Annotated in this window: 9 protein-coding genes and 1 other RNA gene; 4 read left to right on the top strand and 6 right to left on the bottom strand. The window is 56.4% G+C overall.

The window, feature by feature from the left end:
- Positions 1–75: 75 nt before the first annotated feature.
- Positions 76–735, top strand: a complete 660-nt coding sequence (locus ACOTYN_RS01985; protein WP_014883518.1) for a helix-turn-helix domain-containing protein — start codon at positions 76–78, stop codon at positions 733–735.
- A 69-nt stretch (positions 736–804) separates the two neighbouring features.
- Positions 805–1434 (top strand): helix-turn-helix domain-containing protein, encoded by a 630-nt coding sequence (locus tag ACOTYN_RS01980; RefSeq protein WP_023332791.1) that lies wholly within the window; start codon positions 805–807, stop codon positions 1432–1434.
- 50 nt (positions 1435–1484) lie between these two features.
- Here ACOTYN_RS01980 and ACOTYN_RS01975 read toward each other — a convergent pair whose 3' ends face one another.
- From ACOTYN_RS01975 to ACOTYN_RS01965, 3 genes are all read right to left on the bottom strand, one after another.
- Entirely contained in the window at positions 1485–1679 is a 195-nt protein-coding gene (locus ACOTYN_RS01975; protein WP_003857766.1) for a YdiH family protein, read from the bottom strand.
- 85 nt (positions 1680–1764) lie between these two features.
- Positions 1765–2175, bottom strand: a complete 411-nt coding sequence (gene menI, locus ACOTYN_RS01970; RefSeq protein ID WP_014883516.1) for a 1,4-dihydroxy-2-naphthoyl-CoA hydrolase — start codon at positions 2173–2175, stop codon at positions 1765–1767.
- Positions 2172–5228 carry a D-2-hydroxyglutarate dehydrogenase YdiJ gene (locus ACOTYN_RS01965; RefSeq protein ID WP_332956259.1) on the bottom strand — a complete coding sequence of 1019 codons (3057 nt, stop codon included), beginning with the start codon at positions 5226–5228 and terminating at the stop codon, positions 2172–2174. Before ACOTYN_RS01965 ends, menI begins: the two co-directional genes overlap by 4 nt.
- A 200-nt stretch (positions 5229–5428) precedes the next feature.
- On the opposite strand from ACOTYN_RS01965, the gene ydiK reads away from it, so the two are divergent.
- Positions 5429–6544, top strand: a complete 1116-nt coding sequence (gene ydiK, locus ACOTYN_RS01960) for an AI-2E family transporter YdiK (RefSeq protein ID WP_014883514.1) — start codon at positions 5429–5431, stop codon at positions 6542–6544.
- A gap of 209 nt (positions 6545–6753) precedes the next feature.
- An RNA gene (rprA, locus tag ACOTYN_RS01955) (antisense sRNA RprA) lies at positions 6754–6861 on the top strand.
- 5 nt (positions 6862–6866) lie between these two features.
- On the opposite strand, the gene ACOTYN_RS01950 is transcribed toward rprA, so the two are convergent.
- From ACOTYN_RS01950 to ppsA, 3 genes are all read right to left on the bottom strand, one after another.
- Entirely contained in the window at positions 6867–9242 is a 2376-nt protein-coding gene (locus tag ACOTYN_RS01950; RefSeq protein WP_332956257.1) for a glycoside hydrolase family 3 N-terminal domain-containing protein, read from the bottom strand.
- Positions 9243–9245: 3 nt separating this feature from the next.
- Positions 9246–10646: an MFS transporter gene (locus tag ACOTYN_RS01945; RefSeq protein ID WP_014883512.1), complete on the bottom strand. Its 1401-nt coding sequence runs from the start codon at positions 10644–10646 to the stop codon at positions 9246–9248.
- Positions 10647–10879: 233 nt separating this feature from the next.
- Positions 10880–13258 (bottom strand): phosphoenolpyruvate synthase, encoded by a 2379-nt coding sequence (ppsA, locus tag ACOTYN_RS01940; protein WP_014883511.1) that lies wholly within the window; start codon positions 13256–13258, stop codon positions 10880–10882.
- Positions 13259–13372: the final 114 nt, after the last annotated feature.

Here is a 13372-nt window from a genome sequence, read left to right as displayed (position 1 = left end):
GAGTTCTTCATTTTTAAGATAATTCCCTTCGCAGATCAAAAATTGATCATACAAAGCGTCGCTGTGAGGTATCTTATGAATACGCGTTTAACCACCCAACTGAATAATCACCAGTCCTCAGTTCTGGATTTAAAACCGTTCGCCCATATAGACACGCTGATTAAACATGTTTTGCCTGTGGCCAACAGAATGATCATCGGCCGTGGCGAAACGGTACATTATTATAAAGATGATATTCGGCAATGCTTTCTGCTTCTCCAGGGGAGCGTGGCGCTTCATCGGCGCGGCGACGGCATTGTTTTAAACTCTGAATCTACTCCTTTTATTCTCGGTGTCAGCAGTCAGTTTTCCTCTGAGCACCTGTATGTCCGGGCGCTGGAGACCGCAGAGATCGCCCGCGTGCCGCTGGAGAGCTTCAATCAAATTGTGTCGCAACATAATTTATGGGAGCACTTTTCTAAGCTGCTTATTTATACCGCCTCGCGGGTCTACGAACACTGCGCGCAAATATCGCAAATGTCGGCCTACGATATTATCCGCTTCCAGCTTGTAGAACTGATGCAGGAACCCGACGCAATCCGGTTAAATACGACGGCGGCAGCCTACATCAAAAGCCGGACCTATCTTTCGCGCAGCGGAATTATGCGTATCCTCTCGGAACTGCGCACCGGGAAGTACATCACCATGGAGCGTGGCGTGTTGCTCGACATTCATCATCTGCCACGAAAATATTGACCGCCGCCGTGCCGCCAGAGACGATAGACGCTATACTTAGCCAGGTTTATTTAAAGGTTAGCAGCGACCATGTCCCTTCCAGAAACGCCTCAACGTGGCTCACCCTACGCGCAAGAGCTTATTTCTCACTTACTGCCTGACTGTACGACACGACAAACCGCTCGCGGCGAGCGACTTGACCTTCAGATCGATGGTCAGGGAATGTGCTATTTAATTCTTGAGGGGACGGTCGCTATCTACAGAAGAAGCGACGATATGATGCTCTCCACGGCCCGCAGTCCCGCCCTCTTCGGCCTCGCTAATCTGACCGACATTTATTTTAATGACTACCTCAAGACCGTAAGCCCTTGCCTGATAGGCACGCTCACCGCCGAGCGGGTTAATGACATCATCAAAGAAAAGTCCTTGTGGGGGCTGCTTTCAAAACAGCTCATGTTTGTTTATAGCCGTCTTTATAACAACGTGATGCCTCAGGGGGCACCGACGGCGTATGAGATGATTCGCCAGCAGCTCATAAAGCTGATGGAGGAAGATGAGAGCTATCGCGGCAGCGTGACGGCGGAAAGGTATATCAGGGAGAAAACCCAGCTCTCCCGAAGCGGGGTCATGCGCATTCTGGCCGATTTAAAAACCGGCGGGTTTATCGAAATGGAAGAAGGCCGTCTCCTTAAAATCAACAAACTTCCTGCCAGATACTGAATGTCAGGCACAAAAAAGGCCGCAATTGCGGCCTTTTCAACAACACTCACTCAATGGACGTGAACGCCCAACCGCCAGGCAAAGTAGATCTCTTCTTTCAATTCATTCGAAGAGAGCGCCAGCAAATCTGTAAATTCCAGCTCAAGCTGTTTCAGCTTTTTCAGGTACTGCGCCGGAGACAGGTTGCTCTTATCGCGACGTAAATATTCAATTGCCAGCTGTGTTGGGGTTATTTCAGTATCCATGATGTCCTCGCTTATGTACAAATCCTGACCAGTATATCACAACCTGCTGGCTAGTTTTTGACCAAAGGCAATTCATCTGAAAACTTTACACGACCGCCGTCGTCAGACGCGACGAGCAGCAGAGGCGATCCTGCTCATCGAGGATATCAATCTGCCACACCTGATGCCGACTGCCGGCATGGAGCGCGCGGCAAATACCCCGTACGCGTCCGCTGCGCACTGAGCGAATGTGGTTGGCATTCACCTCAAGCCCGACCACCTTCTGCTCACCTTCGGTGCAGAGATACCCAGCAACCGAGCCCAGCGTTTCGGCCAGCACGACGGACGCACCGCCGTGCAATAAACCAAACGGCTGATGAGTCCGATGATCGACAGGCATTGTGGCCTCAATATCGTCGTCGCCAATGCGGGTAAACTGGATATCCAGCAGCCCCACCATATTCCCCTCGCCCATGGCATTCAGCGCCTGCAGCGTGACGGCACGTTTCCAGATCATCCAATTATCTCCAGTAAAGCCTGTAATGGGTGGCGTACGCCGTTACCTTCTACCCGTTTCACCTGGCTGCGGCAGGAGTAGCCCGTCGCCAGACAGCGGTTTCGCGGCAAACGCTGCATGGCCTGGTGCCAGGACAGCTCATAGATGCCGAGCGAACTGGCGTGGTTTTTCACTTCATGACCGTACGTACCGGCCATCCCACAGCAGCCCACGTTAACGCTCTCCAGCTTCGCCCCGAACCGGGCAAAAATGGATGCCCACTGCGCCGGAGCGCCGGGCAGCGCCGTCACTTCCGTGCAGTGGCCGAACAGATACCACGGTTCACCGCTGACATCCTGAACCGCGCGCGCTTCCAGGGCTGACGGCAGCCACTCATGCACCAGCATGACGTGGAATTCGCCGCGCTTATCACCCAGCGTCTGTTTATATTCATCGCGATAGCAAAGCACCAGCGCCGGATCGACGCCGACCATGGGTATACCCAGTTGCGCCACACGGTTTAAGAAGTCAGCGGTTTTCCGCGCGGTCTTCGCAAAACGCGTCAGGAAGCCTTTAATGTGCTGCGCCTTGCCGTTGGGCGAGAACGGCAGAACCACGGGCTGATACCCCAGTTTTTCGGTCAGGCGGATGAAGTCCGCGACCACCTGGGCGTCGTAGTAGCTGGTGAACGGATCCTGCACCACCAGCACGACATTCGCTTTTTGCTCGGGGGTGAGCGCCTCAAGCTGTTCCAGGGTCATGTTTGCCGAGCGGTGCCCGACAAGCTGGCGCTGCAGAGACGGCACCGACAGCAGCGGCAGATCGACCATACCGATATGCTTTTCGGAGAGCTTGCGCACCAGCGGCTGGTTGATAAAGAAGTTAAAGGTCTTAGGCGCGCGCGCCATCAGCGGTGCGTAACTTTCCACGGTTGCCACCAGATGGTCTCGCACCGGGCGCAGATAGCGCGTGTGGTAGAGCTGCAGGAAGCGCGAGCGGAACTCCGGCACATCGATCTTAATCGGGCATTGCGTCGAGCAGGCTTTACAGGCCAGACAGCCGGACATCGCCTCTTTCACCTCATGGGAGAAATCATACTCGCCCTTACTGGCATGCCAGCTATTGCGGGTGCGCTCAATCAGCGAGCGCAGGCTGGCCCGTTTTTCCGGTATCTGCTGCTCCAGCCTGAGCGGATCAACGCCGCGATCGGCCAGCAGGCGCAGCCATTCGCGCACCAGGGTCGCCCGCCCTTTCGGAGAATGGATACGGTTGCTGGTGATTTTCATCGACGGACACATCGGGCTTTTCACATCGAAGTTAAAGCACAGGCCGTTGCCGTTACACTCCATCGCGCCGCGCCAGGAGGATCGCACCGCAATCGGGATCTGCCTGTCGTAGGTACCGCGCTTGACGGCATCCACCTGCAGCATTGGCGCATCCACGCCTTCAGGCGGGCAGATCTTTCCGGGATTGAGGCGGTTATGCGGGTCGAAGGCCGCTTTGACCTTGCGTAATTCCGCATAGAGCTGTTCCCCGAAGAAGGCCGGGCTGTATTCCGCGCGGAACCCTTTCCCGTGCTCCCCCCACAGCAGACCGCCATATTTGGCGGTCAAGGCCACCACATCGTCAGAGATCTGCTTCATCAGGATCTCCTGCTGCGGGTCGCACATGTCCAGCGCCGGGCGCACGTGCAGCACCCCGGCATCGACGTGGCCGAACATGCCGTAGCTCAGGCCGTGGCTGTCCAGCAACGCGCGAAACTCAACGATATAATCCGCCAGATGCTCAGGCGGCACGCAGGTGTCTTCGGCAAACGGAATCGGCTTCGCTGCGCCTTTTGCATTGCCGAGCAGGCCCACGGCTTTTTTACGCATCGCATAGATACGCTCAATACCGGCCAGATCGTTACAGAGCTGCCAGCCAATCACGCCGCCTTCACCCTGCGCAATGAGATCATCCAGACGCTGGCAGAGCGTCGTCACCTGGCTCTCAATCAGTTCCGCGTCATCGCCAGCAAACTCCACGATATTGAGACCCAGCATCTCTTTATCCGGCACGTCGGTAATCAACTCCCGCACGGAGTGCCAGACAATGTCCTCCCGCGCCAGATTCAGCACTTTAGAGTCGACGGTTTCTACCGACAGCGCCTGCGCCTCAACCATAAACGGTGCATTACGCAGCGCGGAGTCGAAGGAGTCATATTTGACGTTCACCAGACGACGCACCTTCGGTAAACGGGTGATATCCAGCCGCGCCTCGGTGATAAACGCCAGCGTGCCTTCAGAGCCGGTCAACACCCGGGTTAAATCGAACTGCGTCAGATCGTCGTTAAAGACGTGACGCAAGTCGTAGCCCGTTAAGAAGCGGTTCAGTTTGGGGAATTTATCGAGGATCAGCTGGCGGTTGTCACGACAGCGCTCCAGCACCGTGCGATAAACACGCCCGATGGTGGTGTTGTCTTTACCCAGCGTTTCCGCCAGTTCGACCGGCATCGGCTGGGTATCAAGAATATCGCCACCCAGCAGAACCGCACGCACGCCCAGCACGTGATCGGAGGTTTTTCCGTAGACCAGCGACCCCTGACCGGACGCATCGGTATTGATCATGCCCCCAAGGGTCGCACGGTTACTGGTGGAGAGTTCCGGCGCGAAGAAGTAACCGTAAGGCTTGAGATACTGATTTAGCTGATCTTTGATGACGCCCGCTTCAACCCGCACCCATCCCTCTTCAGGATTGATCTCAATGATGCGGTTCATATAGCGCGACATGTCAATAATAATGCCCTGGTTCAGCGCCTGACCATTGGTCCCGGTGCCGCCGCCACGCGGCGTAAAGACCAGAGAGGCGAACCGCTCTTGCGTGGCCAGCCGGGCAATCAGCGCCACGTCGGCGGTTGAACGAGGGAAAACGACGGCATCGGGAAGAAGCTGGTAGATACTGTTATCGGTGGCCATCGTCAGCCTGTCGGCATAGTTCGTGGCGGTATCACCTGTAAAACCCTGTTGCTCCAGTGCCTGCAAAAAATTAAGCACCAGTTGAACGACGCCAGGTGCCTGAGAAATCTGTGGGATCATTACTGTCGACCCTAATTAGAGTAATGTGAAATCGTTTGCGTTGTGTCTGGAAAGTTTTATCACATTTTTTTCTTATGTGCTTCGTAGAATTACGGGCAAAATCCGCCTGTCAAAAACCGCTGAGATCATTAATGATTAGAGAGACGCGGTTTTCCGTTCCCGCCAGCCATACTGGCGTTCTTTTAAGGAAAGTTTTATTTATGGTCAATGTTCGCCAGCCCAGGGATGTTGCGCAAATTTTGCTGTCGGTGCTGTTCCTGGCCCTCATGATTATTGCCTGCTTGTGGATCGTTCAACCCTTTATTCTCGGCTTCGCCTGGGCCGGAACCGTTGTGGTGGCTACCTGGCCTTTGCTGCTGCGTTTGCAGAAACTGCTGTTCGGCCGTCGCGGTCTCGCCGTACTGGTGATGACGCTACTGTTGTTCCTGCTGTTTATTATTCCGATTGCCTTGCTGGTTAATAGCCTGGTGGACTCTAGTGGTCCGGTGATTCGTGCCGTTACCAGTGGCGATTTGACGCTGCCGGATCTCGCCTGGCTGAACAGCATCCCTGTTGTGGGTGCCAAACTCTATAGCGGCTGGCACAGCCTGCTGGAGATGGGCGGCAGCGCGCTGATGGCGAAAGTGCGTCCGTATATTGGCACCACCACCACCTGGTTTGTGGGTCAGGCGGCCCATATTGGTCGCTTTATGATGCACTGTACCCTGATGCTGCTGTTCAGCGCCCTGCTCTACTGGCGCGGCGAGCAGGTGGCGTTAGGCGTGCGTCACTTTGCCACCCGACTGGCGGGCAAACGCGGCGATGCCGCCGTGCTGCTGGCGGCACAGGCCGTGCGCGCCGTGGCGCTTGGCGTGGTGGTAACGGCCCTGGTACAGGCGGTGCTGGGCGGTATCGGCCTGGCGATTTCCGGCGTACCGTACGCGACCGTCTTTACCGTTGTCATGCTGATGACCTGTCTTGCGCAACTGGGCCCCTTACTGGTGCTGGTTCCCAGCATTATCTGGCTTTACTGGACAGGTGACACCACGTGGGGAACGGTTCTGCTGGTGTGGAGCTGCGTGGTCGGCACCATGGATAACGTGATTCGCCCCATCCTCATCCGCATGGGCGCAGACCTGCCGCTGATTCTGATCCTCTCCGGGGTGATCGGTGGGTTGATTGCCTTCGGAATGATTGGCCTGTTTATTGGCCCGGTACTGCTCGCAGTGACCTGGCGTCTGTTCTCCGCCTGGGTGCATGAAATTCCACCGCCGGAAACTGACCCGGACGTGATTCTGGGCGAACTGGAAGAGCTGGAAGAGAAGAACACGCATTAAGTTTTGTTGCCGGGTGGCGCTAACGCTTACCCGGCCTACATTCTTCCCCATAATACTTAAACGCTGCTAAAGTATTTATTCGTTGTACACTGGTCAGACCCGCCCTTTCAACAGTAAGTCTGCTATAAACCTCAAGAAATCTTTACTTCTCTTTAACTATTGAGACGAATCTGATCGACGCTAAAAGCGCACATGCCTACTATTAGCTCACGGTTATAGATCAACACCTTGATTTATAAGCATGGAAATCCCCTGAGTGAAACAACGAATTGCTGTGTGTAGTCTTTGCCCATCTCCCACGATGGGCTTTTTTTTATCCTGACTACGCGCGTGTCACTTCACAGGTACTGATCATCCGCCATTCAGCAGGTACAACTCGCGTCTCCCCGGTGACGTTGACCGACACGATCTCACGGATGTCCGCCGACGATGGGCCAATCTGCAGTTCAAACTCACCCGGCTCAACAATGCGCTTGCCATCACGACGGGTGAAGTTAAACATCTCCACCGGCAGCGTAAAGTTCAGCGTGGCGGTCTCCCCCGGCGAGAGCGTGACGCGGTGGAAGGCCTTCAGCTCCTGGAGCGGTCGTACCTGCGTGGCGACCTTATCCCTGACGTAAACCTGCACCACTTCGCTGCCGCTGCGTTCGCCGTTATTGGTGACATCCAGACTGATGACCACCTCGCCGTCGACTGGCACGCTCGCTGCCGCTACCTTCGCGGCTCCCCAGCTAAATTGCGTCCAGCCGAGACCGAAACCAAACGGATAACGTGCACCGAAGTGGAACGCGAACGGCGTCCCGCCGCTTTTCAGCTTGTGATTATAGTAGTACGGCATCGCGCCGGCGCTTTTCGGCACGCTCACCACCAGGCGCCCCTGCGGCTCGGCGCGACCGGTTAGCACGTCCGCAATCGCCCAGCCACCTTCCTGCCCTGGCGCCCATGCCATCATCAACGCCGCGACCTTATCCTCCAGCCCCTGCAGGTTGTAGGGACGCCCGCCGGTCATGACAACGATGACCGGTTTTCCGGTTGCCACCAGCGCGTCCAGTAGCTGTTGCTGCACGCCGGGCAGGTTTAGCGAGTCGGTATCGGAGCCTTCCCCTACCGTGCCGCTCTGGAACAGACCGGCGAGGTCGCCGACGCAGGCCACCACCACATCACTCTGCTGCGCAGCGTTTACCGCCTCGGGGATCAAGGCGGTACTCTGCGAAACCGGTGACTGCTGCATCGGTTTACCGCCGCTGTCGCCAGGGAAGACAGGTGCACCCGCCATGCGTTTTTCGATAATGTGACACCCTTTGGCGTAGCGCACGTTCGCTGCGCCCAGGTAATGTTCCAGCGCCGCGCGCGGAGTCGTCACCTGCGAAGTCTCCTCCACCATATCGCTGATAATCAGGTGAACCGGGAAACTGTAGCCGCTGAGCAGGGCCAGCGGATCGTCTGCGGTCGGGCCCACCAGCGCCACGCGCGGTTTTCCACCGAGGGGCAAAATGCCGTTGTTTTCCAGAAGCGTGACAGATTGCGTCGCCACGTCCCGCGCGGCCAGGCGGGTTGCCTCGTTTTGCAGATCGATCCCGTTTTCGTCGGCATACGGGTGTTCAAACAGCCCCAGCCGGAATTTTTCGGTCAGCACACGCCCCACGATTTCATCGACTTTGTCCATGGAAATCAGCCCACGCTCAACGGCCTCTGCGAGGTGTCGTGCGCAGTCATCTTTCGGCAGTTCAACATCAAGCCCGGCGTTAAATGCCAGTGCGGCCGATTCCGCCGCATCGTGGGAAATGCCATGGTGCTGATGCAGCAGGCTGACGCCGCCATAATCCGCGACAATGATGCCGTCGAAACCCCACTGCTCACGCAACACGGTGGTCAACAGGAAGCTGTCACTGTGTCCCGGCTGATTATCAATGTCATGATAGGCGGGCATCACCGAACCGGCATTGGCCAGCTTGACCGCCATTTCAAACGGCAGCAGGAAGGTGTCGTTCAGCTCGCTAAAGCCCAGGTGGACCGGAGCATGGTTGCGCGCCCCTTCGCTGAACGAGTGACCCACGTAATGCTTAAGCGTCGCCAGCAGATCGCGCTTGTCGCTCTGCAACCCTTTGACGTATGCCGTCGCCATCACCCCCACCAGCCACGGATCTTCCCCGAAGGTCTCTTCGGTGCGGCCCCAGCGCACGTCGCGGGAAACGTCCAGTACCGGGGCCAGCCCCTGCTGGCAGCCCACAGAGCGCGCCTCTTTGCCAATCTGCTCTGCTGCACGCTGCACAAGTTCAGGATTCAAGGTGGAACCGTAATTCAGCGAGGACGGGAACAGCGTTGCGTCTTTGCACAGCAGTCCTACCAGACACTCCTCGTGGAACAGCGCAGGAATGCCGAGACGGGTCTCTTCCATCATCATACGTTGCAGGCGGTTCGCCGCACGCACGCCGGTTTTTGCGTCAACAATATGGGTGCCCAGCGGTCGGGTGATCTGCCCGACGCCCAGTTTTAGCCGTTCCCCGAGCGACGCCTGCTCGCTCACACCGGCGAATTCGTCGCTCAGATCGCTTCGCTCGCGGTGGTTACCGTTTTCGTCGAGGATCAGCCAGTAGGCATGCATCTGGGCGAACTTCTCTTCCGGGGTCATACGCGCCAGTAAATCGGCGACGCGCTCGTGCACGGGATGTCCCGCGTCCTTATAGATAGCTGTCATGTTTTACTCCTGTAGTGCGGAAGGGGTTGCCGGGCTGAGCTGTCCCGCTTCGGGTCTGACCTCACGCTTGCTGGCCAGCTCACGGGCGATGGAATCCACCAGCCGGCTGTTAAGCTTGTAGATGGAAAGTAGCGCCACCATGCAGAGGAACAGCGCGCATGGGATAAGGGTGAAAAGCGCGTTAATGGTCGACAGCACGTGCGGCGTCTGGGCTGCCTGGCCCGGCGCATAATCCACCATGCCCAGTACCCAGCCCACCACCGCCCCGCCCAGCGCCAGGCCAAATTTGATGGCAAACAGCGCGGTGGAGAAGACCAGCCCGTCCAGGCGACGGCCGCTGCGATGCTCTTCGTAATCGACCACATCGGAGAACATGGTCCACTGGAGCGGTGTGGTGAGGTTTTGAATAAAGCTAAAGACAATGTTAAGGCCGAAGATCAGCCAGACCTGCGAAGGCGGCAGGAAGAAAATCAGCGCGCCGAAAATGACGAAGGAAATAATCGTCCACTGGTAAGCACGAACGCGGTCAAATTTCCCCAGCAGCCGTTCAGATAATAATGCGCCGCTTAAGGAGGCCACCATTCCGGAAACAATAAAGGCAAATACCAGATCCGGGCGCAACAGCACATAGTTCACGTAATACATCGTGGCGGAGCCGCGCGTTACCACCGCGGTCAGCAGCAAAATATTAAACAGGAACACAATACGCCACTGGCTGTTGCGCCCCAGCAGTTTTAAATCGGTGAGCATGGAGCCGGAGGTATCATTGCGCGGAGAATACCGCTCGCGGGTCATCAGGAAGCAGCAGAAGAACAGCACAATGCCCAGCAGCCCCATCAGGCTCATGGCATAGAAATAGCCTTTCTGCACGTTGCCCTGGCCCAGCAGTGAGACCAACGGCAAGGCGATAACCGTCACAATCAACCCGCCAATAAATGACAGACCAAAGCGCCATGACTGCAGGGAGTGACGCTCGCGCGGGTCCAGCGTGAGTGCGCCCGGCATGGCGCAGTAAGGCACGTTAATCGCGGAGTAAATCAGGCTCAGGATAGCGTAGGTCAGGCAGGCATAAACGATTTTAGCCGTCGGCCCGACGTCCGGTACATAGAAAGTGATCAGGCAGCTTACGCCAAAAGGAATGGCAAACCACAGCAGCCAGGGACGGAAACGACCATGACGCGTCTGGGTGCGGTCAACCAGTGCGCCAATGCACGGGTCGACAAACGCATCAACCACGCGCACCACTAAAAACATGGTCCCCATAATGGCCGCGGGTAAACCAAAAACATCCGTATAGAAGTAAGCAAGAAATAACGTGGCCGTTTGCCAGACCAGCGCGCTGGCCATATCACCTAAGCCATAACCTATTTTATCTTTGGTACGCAATACAGAGGAAAGTGTCATTGTTATTTGCCTTTTTATCAGGTTAAAACGTATTTCAACCAGTTGCGCATCTTCTGAAGAGAAATGCGCAGTAAGGCTCAAGTATTAGCAACGCTTTGCGCGCTAACAATTGTCTAAATTAACAGACAAATTATGATATTTGGTTTTTTACTTTATTTGTGATGGGGAGCAAATATGAAATGAAATAAAAAAGGCGAGGAATAATATCCTCGCCTTTTCGGGTCATGCTGGCGTTACTTGTTCAGTTCCGCCAGGCTCAGCCAGGTTTGCACCACGGTGTCCGGGTTCAGGGACAGGCTATCAATCCCCTCCTCCATCAGCCAGGCGGCAAAGTCTTCATGGTCAGAAGGACCCTGACCACAAATCCCGACATATTTACCCTGTTTCTTCGCCGCACGGATGGACATGGAGAGCAGCGCTTTCACCGCCTCGTTACGCTCATCGAACAGCTCAGAGACCACGCCGGAGTCACGGTCCAGACCCAGCGTCAGCTGCGTCATGTCGTTCGAGCCGATAGAGAAGCCGTCAAAGTGTTCGAGGAACTGCTCGGCCAGCAGGGCGTTGGACGGGATCTCACACATCATGATGATCTTCAGTCCGTTTTCACCGCGCTTGAGCCCCTGACGCGCCAGCTCGTCCACTACCGCTTTCGCCTGATCCACCGTACGCACGAACGGGATCATGATTTCGACGTTGGTCAACCCCATGTCGTTGCGCACGCGTTTCACCGCTTCACACTCCAGCGCGAAGCAGTCGCGGAAGCTGTCGGACACGTAGCGTCCGGCGCCGCGGAAGCCCAGCATTGGGTTCTCTTCTTCCGGCTCGTAGCGCTCACCGCCGACCAGGTTGGCGTATTCGTTTGACTTAAAGTCAGACAGACGCACGATCACGCGTTTCGGGTAGAACGCCGCGCCCAGCGTGGCGATCCCTTCGGTCAGACGGCCAACGTAGAACTCTTTCGGCGAGTCGTAGCCTTTCATCATCTCGCGGATTTCGTTCTGCAGTTTCGCGTCCTGGTCGTCAAACTCCAGCAGCGCACGCGGGTGCACGCCAATCATACGGTTGATGATAAATTCCAGACGCGCCAGGCCAACGCCTTCGTTCGGCAGGCAGGCGAAGTCAAACGCACGGTCCGGGTTACCGACGTTCATCATAATTTTCAGCGGCAGATCCGGCATGGTATCCACGCTGGAGCTCTTCACGCTGAAGTCGAGGATATCGGCATACACGTAGCCCGTATCGCCTTCGGCACAGGAGACGGTTACGTTCTGTCCGTCCTTCATGCGTTCGGTTGCGTCACCGCAGCCGACAACCGCAGGAATACCCAGTTCGCGGGCAATGATCGCCGCATGGCAGGTACGACCGCCGCGGTTGGTGACGATGGCCGCCGCTTTTTTCATGATCGGTTCCCAGTCCGGGTCGGTCATGTCGGTCACCAGTACGTCGCCTGGCTCAATACGGTTCATCTCGCTGATGTCGTGGATCACTTTCACCGGACCGGCACCGATGCGGTGACCAATCGCGCGACCTTCCGCCACAATTTTGCCCTGGGCGTGCAGCGTATAACGCTCCATCACCTGACCGCGAGAACGGACGGTCTCCGGACGCGCCTGGACGATAAACAGCTTGCCGGTGTTCCCGTCTTTCGCCCATTCGATATCCATCGGACGGCCGTAGTGTTTTTCAATCTGCACCGCCTGCTTCGCCAGCTCCTGCACTTCGGCGTCGGTCAGGGAGAAGCGGTCGCGCTGCTCCTGCGGCACATCTTCAATCTTAACCTGCTTGCCATGCTCCTGAGTTGGGGCATAGATCATGCGGATTTTTTTCGAGCCCATGGTGCGGCGCACCACCGCCGGGCGACCCGCGGCCAGCGTAGGCTTGTGTACATAAAATTCGTCAGGGTTCACCGCGCCCTGCACCACCATCTCACCCAGACCCCATGCAGAGGTGATGAACACCACCTGGTCGAAACCCGATTCGGTATCGATGGAGAACATCACGCCGGATGAGCCTACGTCTGAACGCACCATGCGCTGGACGCCAGCGGAGAGCGCGACGCCGCGATGGTCGTAGCCCTGGTGCACGCGATAGGAGATGGCGCGGTCGTTGAACAGGGAAGCAAATACGTGCTTCACGGCCACCAGCACCGCATCATAGCCCTGAACGTTCAGGAAGGTTTCCTGCTGCCCGGCGAACGACGCGTCCGGCATATCTTCTGCGGTTGCGGAAGAACGCACGGCAAAGGAGGCCTGCGCATCGTCAGCGGAGAGCTGGTTATAAGCATCGTGAATGGCTTTTTCCAGTTCCGGCTGGAAAGGTGTGTCGATGATCCACTGGCGGATCTGCGCCCCGGCTTTGGCAAGCTCGGTCACATCATCAATATCCGTTTTATCCAGCAGGTCGTAAATGCGCTGGTTTACACCGCTCTGGTCTAAAAACAGGTTAAACGCATCGGCGGTTGTGGCAAACCCGTTTGGTACGGAAACACCCATACCGGACAGATTTGTAATCATTTCACCCAGGGAGGCATTTTTGCCCCCAACTCTGTCTACATCATTCATGCCGAGTTGGTTATACCAAAGCACCAGCGGTGACGAGCCATTGTTGGACATCGAAACAATCCTTTTGTGATATTTGATCGGAGTAAGTAACACCTGACTACGTATTTATACTGGCATATTTATTTGCGCTAAAAAAACGGTGAATCGTGTAAGCAATTTAAATTT

Origin of the sequence: Enterobacter cloacae complex sp. IR5458, assembly GCF_049238025.1 — a bacterium.
GTDB lineage: Bacteria > Pseudomonadota > Gammaproteobacteria > Enterobacterales > Enterobacteriaceae > Enterobacter > Enterobacter kobei.
The sequence above is the reverse complement of the archived record's forward strand: the minus strand, read 5'-3'. Positions and strand labels throughout refer to the sequence as shown.